Source organism: Nocardia sp. NPDC056952, from assembly GCF_042674185.1.
GTDB lineage: Bacteria > Actinomycetota > Actinomycetes > Mycobacteriales > Mycobacteriaceae > Nocardia.
Genome location: NZ_JBHURA010000005.1, coordinates 103,590 through 122,062, shown reverse-complemented (window position 1 = coordinate 122,062; position 18,473 = coordinate 103,590). Strand labels below are relative to the sequence as shown.

The 18,473-nt window shown below is 68.0% G+C and carries 22 protein-coding genes; 13 read left to right on the top strand and 9 right to left on the bottom strand.

The features are described 5' to 3' along the window. Positions 1–93: 93 nt before the first annotated feature. The 5 genes from ACFTS5_RS19405 to ACFTS5_RS19385 are packed head-to-tail and all read left to right on the top strand — an operon-like array spanning position 94 to position 4,912. Positions 94–1,848 carry a DEAD/DEAH box helicase gene (locus ACFTS5_RS19405; RefSeq protein ID WP_378632696.1) on the top strand — a complete coding sequence of 585 codons (1,755 nt, stop codon included), beginning with the start codon at positions 94–96 and terminating at the stop codon, positions 1,846–1,848. A 24-nt stretch (positions 1,849–1,872) separates the two neighbouring features. Next, positions 1,873–3,108, top strand: coding sequence for a hypothetical protein (locus tag ACFTS5_RS19400; protein WP_378632694.1), 1,236 nt, complete (start codon positions 1,873–1,875; stop codon positions 3,106–3,108). 23 nt (positions 3,109–3,131) lie between these two features. After that, positions 3,132–3,749: an acid phosphatase gene (locus tag ACFTS5_RS19395; RefSeq protein WP_378632691.1), complete on the top strand. Its 618-nt coding sequence runs from the start codon at positions 3,132–3,134 to the stop codon at positions 3,747–3,749. Further along, complete coding sequence (locus tag ACFTS5_RS19390; protein WP_378632689.1) at positions 3,746–4,231, top strand: GNAT family N-acetyltransferase; 486 nt, start codon at positions 3,746–3,748, stop codon at positions 4,229–4,231. The genes ACFTS5_RS19395 and ACFTS5_RS19390 overlap by 4 nt, the downstream gene beginning before the upstream one ends. 3 nt (positions 4,232–4,234) lie before the next feature. Further along, positions 4,235–4,912 (top strand): endonuclease V, encoded by a 678-nt coding sequence (locus ACFTS5_RS19385; protein WP_378632687.1) that lies wholly within the window; start codon positions 4,235–4,237, stop codon positions 4,910–4,912. Between the two features lies 1 nt (position 4,913). Here ACFTS5_RS19385 and ACFTS5_RS19380 read toward each other — a convergent pair whose 3' ends face one another. After that, positions 4,914–5,312 (bottom strand): hypothetical protein, encoded by a 399-nt coding sequence (locus ACFTS5_RS19380; protein ID WP_378633443.1) that lies wholly within the window; start codon positions 5,310–5,312, stop codon positions 4,914–4,916. A gap of 146 nt (positions 5,313–5,458) precedes the next feature. Here ACFTS5_RS19380 and ACFTS5_RS19375 point away from each other — a divergent pair, with 146 nt between their 5' ends. Both ACFTS5_RS19375 and ACFTS5_RS19370 read left to right on the top strand, forming a co-directional pair. Next, complete coding sequence (locus ACFTS5_RS19375) at positions 5,459–6,403, top strand: diacylglycerol/lipid kinase family protein (RefSeq protein WP_378632685.1); 945 nt, start codon at positions 5,459–5,461, stop codon at positions 6,401–6,403. A gap of 251 nt (positions 6,404–6,654) precedes the next feature. Then, the gene (locus ACFTS5_RS19370) at positions 6,655–6,909 is read left to right on the top strand and encodes a WhiB family transcriptional regulator (RefSeq protein ID WP_022567051.1); all 255 of its coding nucleotides are present in this window, start codon (positions 6,655–6,657) and stop codon (positions 6,907–6,909) included. Between the two features lie 114 nt (positions 6,910–7,023). Here the strand turns inward: ACFTS5_RS19370 and ACFTS5_RS19365 are convergent, their stop codons facing one another. Together ACFTS5_RS19365 and ACFTS5_RS19360 are read right to left on the bottom strand one after the other, a co-directional pair. Continuing rightward, positions 7,024–8,538 carry a sensor histidine kinase gene (locus ACFTS5_RS19365; protein WP_378632683.1) on the bottom strand — a complete coding sequence of 505 codons (1,515 nt, stop codon included), beginning with the start codon at positions 8,536–8,538 and terminating at the stop codon, positions 7,024–7,026. A 31-nt stretch (positions 8,539–8,569) separates the two neighbouring features. Further along, positions 8,570–8,785, bottom strand: a complete 216-nt coding sequence (locus ACFTS5_RS19360; RefSeq protein WP_378632681.1) for a biotin/lipoyl-binding carrier protein — start codon at positions 8,783–8,785, stop codon at positions 8,570–8,572. Positions 8,786–8,870: 85 nt separating this feature from the next. On the opposite strand from ACFTS5_RS19360, the gene ACFTS5_RS19355 reads away from it, so the two are divergent. After that, positions 8,871–8,945: a 50S ribosomal protein bL37 gene (locus tag ACFTS5_RS19355; protein ID WP_022597109.1), complete on the top strand. Its 75-nt coding sequence runs from the start codon at positions 8,871–8,873 to the stop codon at positions 8,943–8,945. A 74-nt stretch (positions 8,946–9,019) separates the two neighbouring features. On the opposite strand, the gene rsrA is transcribed toward ACFTS5_RS19355, so the two are convergent. Together rsrA and ACFTS5_RS19345 are read right to left on the bottom strand one after the other, a co-directional pair. Then, complete coding sequence (rsrA, locus tag ACFTS5_RS19350; RefSeq protein WP_378633441.1) at positions 9,020–9,277, bottom strand: mycothiol system anti-sigma-R factor; 258 nt, start codon at positions 9,275–9,277, stop codon at positions 9,020–9,022. A 20-nt stretch (positions 9,278–9,297) separates the two neighbouring features. Further along, on the bottom strand, positions 9,298–9,933 hold the full coding sequence (locus tag ACFTS5_RS19345) for a sigma-70 family RNA polymerase sigma factor (RefSeq protein ID WP_174552018.1): 636 nt from the start codon (positions 9,931–9,933) through the stop codon (positions 9,298–9,300). Between the two features lie 242 nt (positions 9,934–10,175). Between ACFTS5_RS19345 and ybaK the strand changes: the two genes are divergently transcribed. Then, positions 10,176–10,652, top strand: a complete 477-nt coding sequence (gene ybaK, locus ACFTS5_RS19340) for a Cys-tRNA(Pro) deacylase (RefSeq protein ID WP_378632678.1) — start codon at positions 10,176–10,178, stop codon at positions 10,650–10,652. An 87-nt stretch (positions 10,653–10,739) separates the two neighbouring features. Further along, on the top strand, positions 10,740–11,051 hold the full coding sequence (locus ACFTS5_RS19335; RefSeq protein ID WP_378632676.1) for a hypothetical protein: 312 nt from the start codon (positions 10,740–10,742) through the stop codon (positions 11,049–11,051). A 26-nt stretch (positions 11,052–11,077) separates the two neighbouring features. Here the strand turns inward: ACFTS5_RS19335 and ACFTS5_RS19330 are convergent, their stop codons facing one another. Next, positions 11,078–11,863 carry an SOS response-associated peptidase gene (locus ACFTS5_RS19330; protein WP_378632673.1) on the bottom strand — a complete coding sequence of 262 codons (786 nt, stop codon included), beginning with the start codon at positions 11,861–11,863 and terminating at the stop codon, positions 11,078–11,080. Positions 11,864–11,975: 112 nt separating this feature from the next. Here ACFTS5_RS19330 and aroA point away from each other — a divergent pair, with 112 nt between their 5' ends. Continuing rightward, positions 11,976–13,268, top strand: a complete 1,293-nt coding sequence (gene aroA / locus ACFTS5_RS19325; RefSeq protein WP_378632671.1) for a 3-phosphoshikimate 1-carboxyvinyltransferase — start codon at positions 11,976–11,978, stop codon at positions 13,266–13,268. A gap of 119 nt (positions 13,269–13,387) precedes the next feature. Next, entirely contained in the window at positions 13,388–14,269 is an 882-nt protein-coding gene (gene rsgA / locus ACFTS5_RS19320) for a ribosome small subunit-dependent GTPase A (protein ID WP_378632668.1), read from the top strand. Between the two features lie 26 nt (positions 14,270–14,295). On the opposite strand, the gene ACFTS5_RS19315 is transcribed toward rsgA, so the two are convergent. Then, entirely contained in the window at positions 14,296–15,135 is an 840-nt protein-coding gene (locus ACFTS5_RS19315; RefSeq protein WP_378632666.1) for an Ig-like domain-containing protein, read from the bottom strand. Between the two features lie 207 nt (positions 15,136–15,342). Between ACFTS5_RS19315 and ACFTS5_RS19310 the strand changes: the two genes are divergently transcribed. After that, entirely contained in the window at positions 15,343–15,660 is a 318-nt protein-coding gene (locus ACFTS5_RS19310; RefSeq protein ID WP_101466068.1) for a hypothetical protein, read from the top strand. Here ACFTS5_RS19310 and ACFTS5_RS19305 read toward each other — a convergent pair. Both ACFTS5_RS19305 and ACFTS5_RS19300 read right to left on the bottom strand, forming a co-directional pair. Further along, on the bottom strand, positions 15,657–16,697 hold the full coding sequence (locus tag ACFTS5_RS19305) for a hypothetical protein (RefSeq protein WP_378632663.1): 1,041 nt from the start codon (positions 16,695–16,697) through the stop codon (positions 15,657–15,659). The two genes, ACFTS5_RS19310 and ACFTS5_RS19305, sit on opposite strands and share 4 nt — an antisense overlap. A 172-nt stretch (positions 16,698–16,869) precedes the next feature. Continuing rightward, a complete protein-coding gene (locus ACFTS5_RS19300; protein WP_378632660.1) occupies positions 16,870–18,396 on the bottom strand; it encodes a serine/threonine-protein kinase in 1,527 nt (508 codons plus the stop codon). Between the last annotated feature and the right edge of the window lie 77 nt (positions 18,397–18,473).

Below are 18,473 nucleotides of genomic sequence, written 5' to 3'. Positions count from 1 at the left end.
TGGTTATCCGGCGCCGGCCCGGTGAATATCACAGGCGGGTATGTGGTCGTCGCGGGCCGACCGGCCCGCCCCACCTCGTGCGTGCGAGATGCAATGACGAGGAAGGCACGAACACTGAGCAAGATCACTGTCGAACAGGAACCCGGTTTGGCCGACACACTCCTGACGGCCGAACTGGACAACACCCACATCCCGCCGAGTTTCGCCGAATTGGGCGTGCGCGAAGAAATCGTGCGCGCACTCGGTGAGATCGGGATCGAACGTACCTTCGCGATTCAGGAACTGACCCTGCCGCTGGCACTGGCCGGCGAGGATCTCATCGGCCAGGCCCGCACCGGCATGGGCAAGACCTTCGGTTTCGGCGTGCCGCTGCTGCACCGCATCGCCACCGCCGACACCGGCACCACCCCGCTCGACGGCACCCCGCGCGCGCTGGTGATCGTGCCCACGCGCGAGCTGTGCATCCAGGTCACCAAGGACCTGGAGAACGCCAGCAAGTACCTGACCAATCACCAGGGTTCGCTGAAGGTCGCCGCCATCTACGGTGGCCGCCCGTACGACACCCAGATCGCCGCACTGCGCGACGGTGTCGACGTGGTCGTCGGCACCCCCGGTCGCCTGCTCGATCTGGCGAACCAGAACCACCTGATCCTGGGCAAGATCGGCGTGCTCGTCCTCGACGAGGCCGACGAGATGCTCGACCTGGGCTTCCTGCCCGATATCGAGCGCATCCTGTCGATGGTGCCGGACAAGCGTCAGACGATGCTGTTCTCGGCCACCATGCCCGGCCCGATCATCACCCTCGCCCGCACCTTCCTGACCAGGCCGACGCACATCCGCGCCGAGCTCGCCAACGACTCCGCCGTGCACGATCGCACCGCGCAGTTCGTCTACCGGGCCCACGCGATGGACAAGGCCGAACTGGTCGCGCGCGTGCTGCAGGCGGAGTCCCGCGGCGCGACGATGATCTTCACCCGCACCAAGCGCACCGCGCAGAAGGTGGCCGACGATCTCGCCGAGCGTGGTTTCAATGTCGGCGCCGTGCACGGCGACCTCGGTCAGATCGCCCGCGAGAAGGCGCTGACCAAGTTCCGCAAGGGCGCCATCGACGTGCTCGTCGCCACCGATGTCGCCGCGCGCGGTATCGACATCGACGACGTCACCCACGTCATCAACTACCAGTGCCCCGAGGACGAGAAGACCTACGTGCACCGGATCGGCCGAACCGGCCGCGCCGGCCGCACCGGTGTCGCGATCACCCTCATCGACTGGGACGAACTGCACCGCTGGGAGTCGATCAACAAGGCGCTCGGCCTGAACATGGCCGACCCCGCCGAGACGTACTCGCGCTCCCCCCACCTCTACAGCGACCTCGGCATCCCCGAGGGCATCACCGGTGTGATCCGCAAGCCCGCGGCCCCCACCCGTGACGACGACGCCGTAGTCGAGGAGCGCACCGAGCGTCCCAAGTCCTCCCGCAGCCGCCGCCGCACCCGTGGTGGCAAGGCCGACGCCGAGGGCACCGAGTCGACCACGACCACCGAGTCGGCCGACAACGCCGACGAAGCGGCCGACGGCGACAAGCCCGCCCGCCGCAGGCGCCGCCGCCGCAAGCCCGCCGAGGCAGGCGACGCGGGGACAGAGTCGACCGATGCGGCTACCGCGGAGTCGGGCGCAGCTTCCGCCGACGTCTCCGATTCGGCTCCGGCCGACAACGAGGGCGACGACACGGCCAAGCCCGCACGTCGCAGGCGCCGCCGCAAGCCCGCCGGTACCGGTGCAGGTGGCGATACCGAAGCCGCGACCACCGAGCCCGCCGTGCACGCGACGGCAGGCTCCGTCCAGTAGGACCGATCGGCTAGTGTCGCTCTCGTGCTCGCACCGGAGCGGCGGACGCGCGCCGATATCTTTGTAGCAGTCGCGATCGCCGTCACCCTCGTGGTGGCGGCGTTCGTCGTATGGGCGCGTGCCGATGCCACCGGGACCGATTCGGTCACCGCCGCGTCGCCCGCACCCACCGTGACCGCGGCCACCCAGCTGCCCACCACCTTGCGCGAGCAGTGGCATGCCGCCGACGAGTCGAGCAGGCGCGCGCTCACGTCGGGCAACGTGGTGGTGACCGGCGATCACGGCACAGTGAGTGGGCGCGATCCGCTCACCGGTAATCAGCTGTGGTGGTATCGCCGGGATATGCCGCTGTGCGGGGTCGAGTCGCAGTTCGGGACCGTGATCGCCACCTATCGCGATCAGCGTGGGTGCAGCCAGTCCGTGATGCTCGAGTCCGATACCGGTGCGCGCCGGGTCGCGCGCAGCAGCTACATGGACGACGAGATCCGTGTCAGCGGTGACGGCACCTACCTGCTGGCGCTCGGCGCGAACCGGCTGGAGATGTGGCGTTCGGATCTGGTGCGCACCCTCGAGTACGGCTACGTGGATGCCCCGGTGAATCCGAACACCCAGCCGCGCAGCGGATGCGCACTGCGGTCGGCCGCGTCGAGTTCCTCGCGGCTGGCCGTGCTCGAGCGCTGCCCGGGTGACGCGACCGACCGGCTGACCGTGCTCAATCCGGCGCCGAAGGAATCGACCGCGCCCGAGGAATACGGCTCGCGGGTGCTCACCGCACCGGGTGCCGACGCGCCGCAGATGCGGGTGATCGCGGTGTCGGACAACAAGATCGCGGTCTACTACCCGCCGACGCCCGCGACCGCCACCGGCCTCGGGCTGCCGGCCAGGATCGCCGTGCACGACGGCACCGGCAACGAGATCGCGACCCACCAGCTCGCCGCCCCGTGGGACGAGCGCACCACGGTGACCCGCCTCGGCTCGGCCATCTATGTCTTCACCGGCAACAGCCTGATCGCCTTGAGCTCCAGCTCATTGCAGCCGGTCTGGACGGTGCGCGACGCTCTCGGCACCCCCGCTTTGATGGCGGGCAGGCTGCTGGTCCCGGTCCCCGACGGGCAGCTCGCGGTGGACAGCGGCAACGGCGCGACCGTCGCCCAGATCCCGCTCTCGCGCACCGATTACCGCGGCGACACCATCTCCACCGCCGTCCTGGGCAACACGGTCTTCGAACGACGCGGCGGACAGCTCTACGCGCTCGGCTGAACCCGCACTGCCATGATGGACCCATGTCCACACCCGATGCCCGCCTGGTCCTGCTGCGCCACGGCGAAACCGAGTGGTCGAGTCAGCGCAAGCACACCAGCTTCACCGACTTGCCGCTGACCGAGCTGGGCGAGGCTCAGGCTGTCGCGGCCGGGCTGGTGCTGAAATCCCTCGACCTGCGCGATCCGCTCTGCTTCACCAGTCCGCGACTGCGGGCCAGGCACACGGCCGAACTGGCCGGTCTGTCGCCGATCGAGGTCGACGACGATCTGGTCGAGTGGAACTACGGCGAGTACGAGGGCATCACGACCGCGCAGATCCGCGAGACCGTCCCCGGCTGGACCGTATGGACCGCGCCGGTTCCCGGCGGCGAGACGGCCGAACAGGTGGGTGCGAGGGCCGATCGGGTGCTCGCCCGGGCGGAGCCGGAGCTGGCGCGGCGCGACGTGGTCCTGGTCGGTCACGGGCACTTCTCGCGGGTGCTGATCGCGCGCTGGGCGGAGTTCGCGGTGCGCGAGGGCCGCCGGTTCGCGATGTCGACCGGTGCGGTGAGTGTGCTCGGCTTCGACCACGACGCCCACTCCGTCTGGGGCCACAACCTGACGACCCGCACCGAGCCGATCGAAGGAGTCCGCCGATGAGCGCGCTCGTCCGCCGCGCCACCCCCGCCGACGTGCCGGCGATGGTCGGGCTCGTCCACGATCTGGCCGAGTACGAGAAGGCTCCCGCCGAGTGCACGCTCACCCCGGAGCAGTTGCGGTCCGCGCTGTTCGGGCCGGCCCCCGCGCTCTTCGCACACGTCGCCGAGAACGACGGTGACGTGGTCGGCTGCGCCATCTGGTTCCTGAACTACTCCACCTGGGACGGCGTGCACGGCATCTACCTGGAGGACCTGTACGTGCGACCCGAGACCCGAGGTACGGGGCTCGGCCGCGCCTTGATCGCGGCGCTGGCCGCCGAAGCGGTCGAACACGGCTACAGCCGGGTGTCGTGGTCGGTGCTCACCTGGAACACGCCGTCGATCGAGTTCTACCGATCCCTCGGCGCCGCACCGCAAGACGAGTGGATCGGCTATCGCCTCGCCGGTGCCGAACTGGCGGCGCTGGCCGCCACCGCGAGCTGAACCGTGCGCATTACGTTGCCCCACGATTGGCCACGGACGCCCGACGAGGCGATCGCCCTCCAGGACGAACTCCGCCCTTCGGTATCCACCGAAAACCCCGCGCCGCCGCGATTTTCGACAGCGGCCGGAATTGATTCGGCGTATGCCGACGACGGCACCGTCGCGACGGCCGCGGTAATTATCGACATCGCCACTATGGAAACGGTGGAATCGGCAGTCGCACACGGCATTTCGGAATTTCCTTATGTGCCTGGGTTACTCGCGTTCCGGGAACTGCCCGCGACGGTTGCCGCATTGGAAAAGCTCACTGTCACACCGGATCTACTCGTGTGTGACGCACAGGGCGTGGCGCATCCCCGGCGTTTCGGATTGGCGTGTCATGTCGGGTTGCTCACCGCGATTCCGACCATCGGTGTCGCCAAATCGGTGTGGGGCGAATACCGCGCGCCGGGGCCGCGCCGCGGTGACGCCAGCGATGTGACGATCGACGGCGAGGTCGTCGGGCGCGCACTGCGCACGCGCGACGAGGTGAAGCCACTGTTCGTCTCGGTCGGCCACCGCATCGACCTCGACACCGCCTGCGACCGGGTACTGGCCCTCACACAGGGTTTCCGGCAGCCCGAGACCACCCGCCGAGCCGACCACCTGTGCCGCGAGGCACTACGGGCGGCCACGGCCTGACCTACGGACGCTCGTCGTCCTCGGGGATCTCGCCGTAGTCCTGAGCCATGAATCGACTCGTGGCGGGGGCGAACAGCGCGGCCAATCCGGCCACCGCCACGAGCCCGAGCAAACTCCCCCACAGCGGCTGATGCGAGTCGGTCAGCAACGACCAGGCCACCGGCAGCAGCAACACGTTCGCGATGACCGCGATGGCCCGCCCCCAGCGTTTGCCGCGCAGCAGCCCGATGCCCGCGGCGAGCACCCCGCCGAACAGCACCCCGAACCAGATCGCGGTGCCGACCCCGCTGGCCGCGGACTGATCGTGTCCGGTCAGCGCCCGCACGATCAGCACGATCGCGGTCACCACCCCGGCCAGCCCCTCCAGCGAAACCAGCCCACCGGCCACCCGCACCGTCATCGGGATACCGGTCGACACCTGGTCGCCGCCCTCGCGCTGGTCACCGTCTGTCACGTCCTGCTCTGCCACGTGCCCCAGCCTACGACGACGCGTCGTGGCGCCCGGCGCGCGCCGGGTGTTCGCCCGCGCGCATTACCCTCGGCACTGTGCGGACGCTGCTCATTGTCAATCCCAATGCCACCTCGACGACCCCGGCCACCCGGGATCTGCTCGCCCACGCCTTGGAGAGCCGAACGCAGCTGACCGTTGCGCACACCCAGCATCGCGGCCACGCGGCCGAACTGGCCCAGTGGGCATCGACGCAGGAAATGGACCTGATCGTCGTGCACGGTGGCGATGGGACGGTCAACGAGACCATCAACGGCTTCCTGCCGGTGCCCCAGGTCGGCGACGACCAGGTGTGGCGCCCACGTCTGGGGATCATCCCGGGCGGCTCGGCGAACGTCTTCGCCCGCGCGCTCGGCATCTCCCCCGATCCGGTGACAGCAACCAACCAGCTCATCGATCTGCTGGCGCGCGACGCCGACCGCCGGATCGGGCTCGGCCTCGCCGACGACCGATGGTTCACCTTCAGCGCGGGCGTCGGCCTCGACGCCGATGTGTGCGAGTCGATCGACACCGCGCGAGCCAAGGGCCGCAAGGCGACGCCCGCGCGCTATCTGCGCACCACGGTCCGGCAGTTCTTCCGGGCTCGGCGTCAGGATCCGAGCGTCACCCTCGAGGTCACAGGACGGGATCCGGTCGAGGAGGTCTATTACGCCTTCGTCACGAATTCGAGTCCGTGGACCTATCTCGAGGACCGCCCGATTCGCACGAATCCCACCACCACCTTCGAATCGGGCCTCGGCGTGTTCGCGGTGCGGTCGATGAGTGTGACCCGCACGCTGCTGCTTGCGCGGCAGTTGCTGGCCGAGAATGGAAACCCCAAGTCGCCCATACTTTTCCGCGCCGACGACGTACCGTCCGTGCGAATCGAGACGGGCCAGGAGATCGGCCTGCAAATCGATGGCGACTTCATCGGAAAACGCAAGATGGTGCATTTCACATCCGTGCCCAGCGTGCTCGACGTGGTGGCACCCAAGCCGTCCTGACCACCGGATGGCAAGAAAAATCTCCTGGTTGCGCTGCGAAAACCCGGAGACGCGAGTACAAAGGACCGGGCAGGTTCCCCTTGTGGGGGCCTAGAGCGTGATCTCCCCCACGGTGCGCCGGAGACCTATTGACATCTACGGTGATCGTGAAAGCATTCACAAGCAACCGTGCGGAAACATTCGAGTCGCACAAGTGAACGATCCACTAACTACAGGCGCCCTTTGTGGCGCCCTCGCAAAGGAGCAGAGGAATGGACTGGCGCCACAAGGCCATCTGTCGCGATGAGGACCCCGAACTGTTCTTCCCGGTGGGTAACAGTGGTCCTGCGCTCGCGCAGATTGCCGATGCCAAGCTGGTCTGCGCCCGCTGCCCCGTCACGGCCGATTGCCTGTCATGGGCCCTCAAGTCCGGACAGGATGCCGGCGTGTGGGGTGGAATGAGCGAAGACGAGCGTCGCGCGCTCAAGCGGCGCAACGCGCGCACCCGTACGCGTACCTCCGTCTGAATCGACGGACCTGGCGTTGCCGGGCCATCAGCCCCGGTCCGGTAACGCATGTGTGAGAACCCGGCACCTTCACGGTGCCGGGTTTATTGTTGCCCACCTGAGCTTTCCGTAGTCTCAGCGCCCGGAACGGCGTCCGAGCGGAACCCGCAACACCGCGTCGGTGCCCACATCGGCACCCGGATGCAAGCCGATCGAGCCACCCAGTTCCGAGGTCACCAGGGTGCGCACGATCTGCAAACCCAACCGGTCGGAACCCTCCAGGCTGAACCCTGACGGCAGGCCACGGCCGTCGTCGGAGATGATCACGTCGAGCCAGCGGGCCGACCGTTCCGAGCGAATCGTCACGGTACCGTTCTCCCCCGCGTCGAAGGCGTGCTCGATCGCGTTCTGCACCAGTTCCGTCAAGACCATCACCAGCGGCGTCGCCCGTTCGGCGGAGAACACCCCGAGCGAACCCGCGCGGCGCACCTTGATCCGCGCGGTGTGCACCGTCGCCACATCAGCCATGATCGGCAGCAACCGGTCGATGACCTCGTCGAGGTCGACTTCCTCGTCCACCGACATCGACAGCATCTCGTGCACCGAGGCGATGGAGGTGACCCGGCGCACCGATTCCGTCAGTGCCACTTGGGCTTCCGGGTTCTCGGTGCGGCGCGCCTGCAACCGCAGCAGCGCCGCCACGGTCTGCAGATTGTTCTTCACCCGGTGGTGGATCTCACGGATCGTGGCGTCCTTGCTCAGCAGCGCGCGATCGCGCCGCTTCACCTCGGTGACATCGCGGACCAGCACCGCCGGCCCGGCCAGTTCCCCGCCCGGACGCAGCACCAGGGTGCGCAACAACACCGTCGCCCCGCGTGCCTCGACCTCCATCCGGCGCCCGGTTCGCCCGGCGAGCGCGGCCTGGATATCGGCCACCACCTCCTGGGCGTCGAACGGATCGGTGATCAGGGAGCGGGTGGTCACCGCGAGATCCTGGCCGACGAGATCGGCCTGCATCCCCATCCGGTGATAGGCCGAGAGCGCGTTCGGGCTCGCGTAGACGACGATGCCCTCGGTGTCGAGGCGGATGAAACCGTCGCCCGCACGAGGGCTGGAATGCGTGGCCGCCCGGTCCTCCGGCACCGGAAAGCTGCCGTCGGCGATCATCTGGCACAGATCGTCGGCGCAGGACACATAGGCCGTTTCGAGGGTGCTGCGAACCCTCGAACGTGCCAGGTCGGAATCCCGGCTGAGCACGGCGATCACGTCGTCGCCGCAGCGCACCGGAATCGCTTCGCGCACCGCGTGCACCGGACTCGGGTGATAGACCCCGCTCACCTCGACCTCGGTGTCGGTGCGCACGGTGTTCCCGCTCAGCAGGGCATCGAAGACCTGCGGGAAATCGGTGCGCGAGGCGGTGGTGTCGACCTTGTCCTCGAGATGCACGGTGGGTGCGGTCGTCGGCCGGATCTGGGCCACACACACCACATCGGAACCGTCGACGACCGGGCCCGCGCCCACCCACAGCAGCAGATCGGAGAACGAGAGGTCGGCGAGCAACTGCCAATCGCCCACCACCCGTTGCAGATGGTCCACGGCGATGCCGGGAAGGTCGGTGTGTTCGGCCAGGAGCTCGCTCAGTGTTGCCACGCTGGATCTACCGCTTCGTTGCTCGGGTGACTTACGCGATGGTGGCGATGAGGTCGCCCGCCTGGAGAACCTGGCCCGGGCTGACGTCGACCGACGTGATGTCGCCCTCGACCTCGGTGAGCACCGGGATCTCCATCTTCATCGATTCGAGCAGCACCAGTGTCTGGTCGACCCGGACGTGTTCGCCCACGGTGACCTCGACAGCGAGCACGGTCGAGACCATCTCCGCGCGCACTTCTTCAGGCATGGCACCCCTTCGTTAGTATCCGCCGAAGCTACAGCCAACCACACGTGAAACAATGGCTCTCGACCAGACATAGAAGGGAGCTCCCATGGGTAAGCGTGGACGTAAGAAGCGCAGCCGCAAGGGCAACGCCGCGAACCACGGCAAGCGTCCTAACGCTTGAGTCGTGCCGCTGCGCACAGACGACAACAGCACGCTCTCGCGATGAGAGCGTGCTGTTTCCGTATTCGGGGGTGATCAGCCTTCGGTGGTCTCGATCCTGGTCACCGTGATCGACCGGTGGATCTCCAGCTTCAGCCGGTCGCGCAGACCCTCGGGAGCGTGCTCGCCACCGCATTTGCGGCTGAGCAGACCCTTGATCTTCTCCTCGATGCCGTAGGCCTCGATGCACGGGCTGCAGTGATCCATGTGCTCCTGCAAGCGCTGCCGAGTGGCCTGATCGCACTCGTTGTCGAGCATGAGCCACACATCCGCGAGGACCGCGGTGCAGTCCATGTCGAGATCGGGATCGTCACTCACTTGACTACCTCCTGGCGTTCCCCACGGTCGAATCCACGTTCACGCGCCACATCGGCGAGCAGGCCCTTGAGCTGCTTGCGTCCGCGGTGCAGCCGAGACATCACGGTACCGATGGGGGTGCCCATGATGTCGGCGATTTCCTTGTACGGGAAGCCTTCGACATCGGCGTAGTACACCGCCATCCGGAATTCCTCCGGCAGCTGCTGCAGCGCCGACTTGATCTGGTCGTCGGGCAGGGCGTCCAGCGCCTCCACCTCGGCCGAGCGCAGACCCACCGAGGAGTGCTCGGCGGTGGCCGCCAGCTGCCAGTCGGTGATCTCGTCGGTCGGGTACTGCGCGGGCTGACGCTGCTTCTTGCGGTAGGAGTTGATGTAGGTGTTGGTCAGGATCCGGTACAGCCAGGCACGCAGATTGGTGCCTTCCCGGAACGACTTGAACCCCTGGAACGCCTTCACGAACGTCTCCTGCACCAGGTCCTCGGCGTCGGCCGGGTTCCTGGTCATCCGCAGGGCGGCGCCGTAGAGCTGGTCGATCATCGGGAGCGCGTCGCGCTCGAACCGGGCCGCCAGCTCGGCTTCGTCGACTTCCGTGCCGGACGCACCGTCGGACACCACGTCGTCGTCGCTCGTCACACCAATCCCTTCGATCGCCGTAGTAGCCGAATCTACCGGCACGACGGAATCGATAGGCAATCGCGCACCCCGTGGCAGGACAGGACGCTCCTCGAGCAGCAGTGTCACTATCTCTCCTTCACGTCGTCTCTGGCCGCGTTGGCTTGTCACTTGTGTGCAACATGCACCCCCGCATTCGTGTTCCCATACCGGCGGAAATGTGGTTGCCGGGCCGGGCGTGGTGGCGATTAGGGTGTCCGCTTATGTCGACTCCCGCGATCAAGGCCCTCAGCGGTATCGCGCACACGGTGCACTCCTATTCCCACGATCCGCGCGCCGACTCCTATGGCGACGAGGCCGTCGACGCACTCGGCGACGAACTGGGAGTGCGAGCCGCGCAGATCTTCAAGACGCTGGTGATCGAACTCTCATCCGGCGCGCTCGCGGTGGCCGTTCTGCCGGTGCCCGCGCGGTTGTCGTTGAAGGCGGCGGCCGCCGCGCTCGGCGCGTCGAAGGCGAGCATGGCCGACAAGACCAAGGCCGAGCGCACCACCGGCTATGTGCTGGGCGGGGTTTCACCGCTGGGTCAGCGCAAGAAGTTGCCCACTGTTGTCGACGCCTCCGCGCTCGACTGGGATCGGGTGCTGTGCAGCGCGGGCAAACGCGGGCTCGAAATCGAGTTGGCGCCCGCGGATCTGGTGCGCGCTTGCGCGGCCGTCACCGCCCCGATCACCAGCTGAGGCAATCCGGTCGGCGCCTCGTTCCGAATAAATTCGACGCATTCTGCGCCCGGTACGACCGATTCGACCCGAGGATGTGATGCGAAAATGTCCGCTCGTTCGACGATCGCCGCCCTGTCCGGTGCCCTGGTGATCACTTTCGGCGCCGCTGCTCTGGCCCCCGCCACCGCGGTTCCGCAGGTGGTTCCGCCGTCGCAGGCCGAACCCGGCGACTATCCGCTCAACGGCCAGGGCACCACGCCGAAGAGTTCGCCGAAGACCGACCCGGAGACCGAGGAGAGGGCCGAGAAGTCGGAGAAGCTCGGCGGTGGGGTCGCCACCGAGGTGATCGATCTGATCACCGGGATCATCAAGTGCGGGCTGAACATCGCCACCGATTCGGTGCCCTGCTCGCTCTGAGATCTGCTACCCGAGGCCGGGCACGATCACAGCAATGTGGTCTGCCCGGCCTTGTCGTCACAGGTCCCGTCCGGCACCAGCAGTTCCGGGCCGTTGTTGCGCACGTTGTTCACCAGGGTGGAGACCGGACGCGCCACGATCGTCGCCAGTGCTGCCCGCGAGGGCGGTCTCAGCAATTCGGCGGGCGCCGGGTGATCCGGGTCGAGCCAGGCGTCCCAGTGTTCGCGCGGCATCGGCAACGGCATCCGGTCGTGGATGTCGGCCAGCTCGCCGCTCGCGTCGGTGGTCAGGATCGTGCACGACATGAGCGGCTCGGCATCGGGCAGGCTGCGATCACGCCAGACCGACCAGAGCCCGGCCATATAGAGCAGGGAACCGTCGCTGTGCGACATGTAGAAGGGCCGCTTCACCGCTTTGCCCTTGCCGGTCGGTGACGCCTCGACCAGCCACTCGTACCAGCCGTCCATCGGCACCAGGCAGCGCTTGTGCTTGGCCGAATCGCGGAACGAGGGCGCGGTGGTGGCCTTGTCGGCGCGCGCGTTGAACAGCGGTTTCCCCTTGGCGGGCACGCCGGGTTCGGCCGCCTTGGTCCAGTGCGGGATCAGGCCCCAGCGCATCCGCCGGATCCGCAGCCGCGGGTCGTCGTCGGGTTCGCCGTGCGCGTGCCGCTCCACGACCGTGAGCACCTGGGTGGTCGGCGCGACGTTGTAGCTGACGGCGGCGTCCGGCTCGTCGAGCCCCGTCTCGTCGACAGCGTCCAGTTCGGCCGCCAACCGGCCCGGATTCGTGGTCGTCGCATATCGTCCACACATAAAGGTCAAGATACGCGCGGGCACCGACATCAGGCCCCGCCGACGACGCCACCCCACGCCGAAAAAGCGCACCACCGGTGCGTCCGAACCGCACATAAGCGAAGATGGGGACGTGAGTTTCTGGCCTGCGCCCCATATCGAGGTCCCCGTCCACGCGACCGTGACCCTGCCCGGATCGAAGTCCATCACCAACCGCGCGCTCATCCTGGCCGCACTGGCCGATGGGCCGTCCACGCTCACCGGTGCCCTGCGCAGCCGCGACACCGATCTGATGATCGGGGCCCTGCGCGCCCTCGGCACCGAGATCACCGGCGACGCCGAGATCCTCGAGATCACCCCGGCGCCCCTGCGCAGTGCCGCTGTCGACTGCGGGCTCGCGGGCACCATCATGCGATTCCTGCCGCCCGCCGCCGCACTCGCCACGGGCGATGTCGCGTTCTTCGGCGACGAGCAGGCGAAGTTGCGCCCGCTGTCCACCATTCTCGACGCCCTGCGCAAGCTCGGTCTCGATGTCGACGGTGACGCGCTGCCGTTCGTCGTGCACGGCACCGGCGCGCTACGCGGCGGCACCGTCACCATCGACGCGTCGGGATCCTCGCAGTTCGTGTCGGGGCTGCTGCTCTCGGCCGCCCGCTTCGACGAGGGCATCACCGTCCACCACGACGGCAAGGCACTGCCGTCGATGCCGCACATCGAGATGACGGTCGAGATGCTGCGCCGCGCCGATGTGGCCGTGCAGACCCCGGCCGATTCCGGCAACGCCCAGACCTGGACCGTGGCGCCCGGCCCGATCCGCGCGGTCGACTGGGAGATCGAGCCCGACCTGTCCAACGCCACCCCGTTCCTGGCGGCGGCCGCGGTGACCGGCGGCGAGGTGAGCATCCCGATGTGGCCGCGCGGCACCACCCAGCCCGGTGACGTGATCCGCGAGATCCTCGTCCGGATGGGCGCCGAGGCCCGCATCTTCGACGGCATCCTCACCGTGCACGGTCCGGAACGCCTGGCCGGTATCGACATCGACCTGCACGACGTCGGCGAGCTCACCCCCACCGTCGCCGCGCTGGCCGCACTGGCCGACTCCCCCTCGCGCCTGCGTGGCATCGCCCACCTGCGCGGACACGAAACAGACCGTCTCGCAGCACTTTCCGCCGAGATCAATCGCCTCGGCGGCAACGTCACCGAGACCGAGGACGGCCTCGAGATCGTGCCCACCCCGCTGCACGGCGGACAGTGGCACTCCTACGCCGATCACCGAATGGCCACCGCCGGTGCGATTCTCGGCCTGCGCGTGCCGGGGGTGGAGATCGAGGACATCGGCACCACCGCCAAGACCCTGCCGACCTTCGTCACACTGTGGGAGCAGATGCTGGCTCCCGCGTTATCCAGTGACGGAGTGGCGCGCTGAGCCGCCAGGGGCGATCCTCAGCCAGCTACGACGAATCCGACGTCCGGGTACGCCCGGGTAAGGCGTCGTCGCGTCCCCGCACCAAGACCCGTCCGCAGCACGCCGACGCCGAGGCCGCCATGGTGGTGGCCGTCGACCGCGGCCGCTGGGGATGCGTGCTCGACGGGGACGCCGACCGGCGCATCGTCGCCATGCGCGCCCGCGAACTGGGCCGCACCCCGATCGTCGTGGGCGATCAGGTCGACGTGGTCGGCGACCTCACCGGCAGGCCCGACAGCCTGGCCAGGATCGTGCGGGTGAGCGAGCGCAGCACCGTGCTGCGCCGCACCGCCGACGACACCGATCCGTTCGAACGCATCGTCGTCGCCAATGCCCAGCAGTTGTTCATCGTGGTGGCGCTGGCCGATCCGCCGCCGCGCACCGGTTTCGTCGAGCGGGCGATGGTGGCCGCGTATGCCGGCGGGCTGGAACCGATTCTGGTGCTCACCAAACGCGACCTGGTCTCGGAATCCGAATTCGCTGCCGCCTTCGACGGTCTCGATCTGAAGATCCTCTACGCGGGCATCGACGATCCGATGGAGCCGGTGCTGGAAATCTTGAACGACCGGCTCACCGCGCTGATCGGGCACTCCGGTGTCGGCAAGTCGACGATGGTGAATCGTCTTGTGCCCGATGCCTATCGGGCGGTGGGCGAGGTGTCCGGTGTCGGCAAGGGCAAGCACACCTCCACCCAGTCGGTAGCGCTACCGCTACCCGAAGGCGGCTGGGTGATCGACACCCCGGGCGTGCGTTCGTTCGGCCTCGCCCACATCACGCCCGACGATGTGATCGCCTCGTTCACCGACCTCGCCGGTGCCATCGAGGACTGTCCGCGCGGCTGTACCCATCTCGGGCCGCCGGCCGATCCGGAATGCGCGCTCGATCAGCTGCCCGGCACGGAACGGCGGGTCGCCGCGATTCGCACGCTGCTGACCGCCCTGATCGCCAATGACGCTTGGTAGCAACCGATTCCGTGCCGGGGTGACTCTCAGAAGCTGAACGACCCCGTGTCGACCCCGCCGCCACCGCCGCCACCATCGGTCGGCACCTCGGCCACGGTCACCGTCGCGGTGCTCGACGAACCCGCCACCCCGCTGCGCCCGGAGAAGGCCGCGCCGATGCTGTAGGCACCCGGGGCACCCGGCGTCCAGACGATGCTCGCCTTGCCGTTCGCGCCGACCGGGATGTCGCCGAGCACATTGTCGCCCGCCTTGAACTGGATCGTGCCGCCCGCCGCGGCCGGGGTCACGCTCGCTTCCAGCGTGACGGCCTTGCCGACCTGCGCACCCGACACCGCGGTGATGGCGGTGCTGGACACGGCGTCGCCCGACACCGTGATGGCCGGTCCCTTGGCCTGGTAGATGCCGTCGCCGAGAGACCCGCCGTAGTGCATCGAGGTCGGCAGCGGGGTGTCGCGGGCGCAGTTCACGCCGACCTTGTACTGGATCTCGAAGGTCTGCGATTTCGGCGAGATATTCGGGTACACCGGGTACTTGGTGATGCCGAACTCGGCGCGGATCCAGTCCGACGACGACGTGTCGATCGAGACCGCGTCACCCGACATCTTCGCCGAGCCCGCGACCGGCGTCAGGCACGCCGGGTGCAGGTCCTTGATCGAGTAGATGTATTCCACCGGGATGCCGGTGCGTTCGAACTTCGTGGTCACGGTGACCGTGTCGCCGACCACCGGGTTGGTGTTCGATACCGTTCGGGTGAAATGGCTGTTGCCGTCATCCCAGGTGATCGATCCCGGAGCGGCTACGGCCGAGCCGGGAAACGCCGTCATCGCCAGCCCCGCCGCGGCGGCGAAAACGGCTGCGCGCTGCACTCTTCTGTCCACCATCATGTGTCTCCAACTACGTGCCGGACGCCCTCGACGTCGTCGAGGCGCTGATACGCCCGAGTGGCGAGCAGTAGATCACGCCATGGTCCCCGGCGGATCCAAATCCGAAATAGATCTCGTTCAGATTTCGAATTCGACTCGCGTTCGCTCGCGTTCACAACCACGACACTGTCCGCCGGTACCGTCATCCCCATGAAGCCACCGGCGATCGGTTACCTGCGCCGCGACATCTCGGGTGTCGCCCAGTCCTGGGACGAAACGCAGATCCGTTCCCTAGCCGAACGCCTGGGCTACCGCTTCACCAAGACCGTCGTCTTCAGCGACCGCACCGCCGACCCGATCGGCCGCCTGCTCGACGTGGTCACCACCACCGAAGCCGCCGCGATCGTCACCCCCAGCCTCACCCACCTCGGCTCCGACCTCCCCCACCGCATCGTCGCCGCCTGCGACATCATCACCGTCACCCCCGAGATCACCCACACGAGAACCCTGCCCGCCCTCCCCGCCTAGGTCAGCGCGCGGTAGCGACCGTCGGGGTCACGGGCCAGGCGTCCGCGCCGGACCGCCATGGTCAGACACGCTTCGATGCGGTCCTCCGCGGCACCGGTGCGTTCATGGCCGAACTGGGTGAGCGTGGCCCAGACCATCTCGTCGAACGAATGCTTATTGCGTTGTGCCACATGGGTTATCGCGTTGACGATTTCCTCGGCGGAAATGGTGTCGATGGCGCGCGAGACGGTGGGCGGGGTGAAACGGAAACCGCGCCAGGTCGAAGGGTCCAGGTCGGACGGCCAGACGAACACACCTGACGAGGTAGCGCGCATCAGCGATTCCGGCACCTCGCCGAGGACGCAGATCTGCTGTTTCTCGGAGGGTTTGTGCACACCGAAGCGCTGGGCGACCCGCGCCACCAGGTGGCTCCGCTCGATGGGACCTTCGATCGCGATCGTTTCGCGGACTGCGTCGCGCACGCGGATCGGGATGGTAGCGGAACTGTCGCGGTCGAGGTCGGCGGGAGAACCGAGGACGCCCGTGGGTGCGCTCGCGTAGGGGATCCCGGTGGGCAGCCAGTGCTGGGCAGTGCGGGTGCGGGTCTGCCAATCGGGGGTTTGCGCGACCGTCGGCGCGATCGGCGCCGAGGGTGGAGTGTAGGGCGATCGCGGGTACTGCGGCGACTGCTGAGCAACGTAAGGCACCTGTGGATACGGAACCGGCGGCGTTGCCGGGCTCGGAGGCGTCGGGATCGCACCGTTATTCCAGGACGGCCCATAGCCGATCTGTGCCGCACCGGGATCGTGCTGCCGAGTCCGTTCGCCGTGCGGGTAGAAGGTGTGCCGTTTGCGCCGGTCGCCTGCCACGAGCTGCCACATCGAGGCGCCCGCCAGTGCGGTACCGAGTACCAGAAAGGCCACCGCCAGCACGATTTCGAACGTACTGGCATGGTCGATGCCGGTGAAGTAGCCGACGATTCCGAGAAGAATGCTGAAGGCACCGGCCAGCAGCCCGACGACCCACCCGAACTTGGCGAACAACTGCACCTGGCCCACTCCACTTCCGTGCGAACCCCCTGTTGGCGGCCGCACCGACTGCCGACGCGCTCCCCCGTCGGCGAATGCGAGGAGCATACTCGGCGGGCCCGACGACCGGGATGCCCGCGACCGCGCCTCGACGGCAGCCCGGTTCCGCTCGGACAACCGCGTCGAGCAGAACGGTCAACTGTCAGCGGTGTAGTTCGACGGCCAGCTGCTCGACCCGTCGCCGCACCGGATCTTCCGGCGGCCGAAGCACTTCGAGATCGTTTCGCAGCTGCGTGAGGAACCGCTGCGCCCTCGATCGATCGCCCACCGCGGGCAGGAGCTCCGCGATGGCGACGCGCACCGCCACGGCGGCATCACCGAATTCGTTGTCCGCGGCGCGGATTTCACCGAACAGCCGGTACAGCTCGTCCACCGCCGCAGCCGCGGCGAGGTCGCCGAGGGTGGCCCGGCACTGGACTGCGGCAATCCTCGCCTGCCACACCCTGCTCGTGGCACCCACCTGTCGTTCGATCGTCTCGACGCGCTCCCATTCGGTCAGGGCTCGGCGGTGTTCGCCGCTGTGAGTGAAGGCGGTGGCGATGTCGCGGTGCAGAGCGCCGAGCTGGGGGCTGTGTGAGCCGTAGCGCTGCTCGGCCTCGTCGACGACGGTGACCAATGCCTCGGCCGCCTGGGCGAAGCGGCCGAGTTCGCAGAGTTCCCGGTAGCGTGCCGCGACGTCGACGAGGCCGCCGGTCGCGGACGCGGGCTTGCCGGGTGCCGACCGTCGCGGCGCGGGTTCCGGTGCCGGATCGGCGGGCGGGTTGGGGCGGCGGAAGATTCTTGTCGGATCGGGATACCCAGCGGGGGCCGGGCCTTCGGGCGTCCCCGGCCCGGGGAGGAACGGCAGCAGATGGTCGTAGACGTCACGGGCAGTGGCCGGCCGGTCGACCGGATCCTTCGCGAGCAAGTCCAGGACCAGCTGTTCGATCTGTGGTGGCACCTCACGGCGGAGCGTGCGCAACGGCGTCGGCGCCTCCGAGAGGTGCCGATTGTGCGTATCGAACTCCGACCTGGCTGCGAAGACGCCTCGGCCGCTGAACATCTCGTGCATGATGCAGCCGAGCGCGTACAGGTCTGCCCGTGGCCCGACATCCTGCCCGTTCACCAGTTCCGGCGACATATACGCGGCCGTCCCGAGCACCGACCCGGTCCGGGTGATCCGGCTCGTACTCCCATCGAGCAGCGCCGCGATCCCGAAGTCGATCACCTTCACTGTCCCATCGCCTGCCACCAGCACATTCGCCGGTTTCAGATCGCGATGCACCACCGGCAACACATGGGCATGCGACAGCACCGTCGCGATCTGCGCCGCGACGGCGACCCCGTACTCGATCGGCAGCATCCCCACCCCGGACACGAAGTCCCGCAATGTCACGCCATCGATGTGCTCCATCACCAGATACACACTCTCGGCATCCTTGTCGAGCACCGCATCGAACACCTGCGGTACACCGTGATGCCGAATCCGCGCGGTCACCCTGGCCTCCCGCCGAAACCGGGCAACGAACTCCTCGGCCAGGTCGGCCCGAGACGCGAACTGCCCCACCGCGATCCGCTTGACGGCCACCGCCCGATCCAGCACCACGTCGTACCCCGACAGGACCTGCCCCATCCCGCCTGCCCCCAAAGCCCCGGAGATCTCATACCGCCCGTCGATGACCTCGCGCACCCCAACCTCCGACCCGACACCCGACACGGTCCACCGCACGATACTGCGCGCCGTCCACCGGCGACGGCATCGTCGAG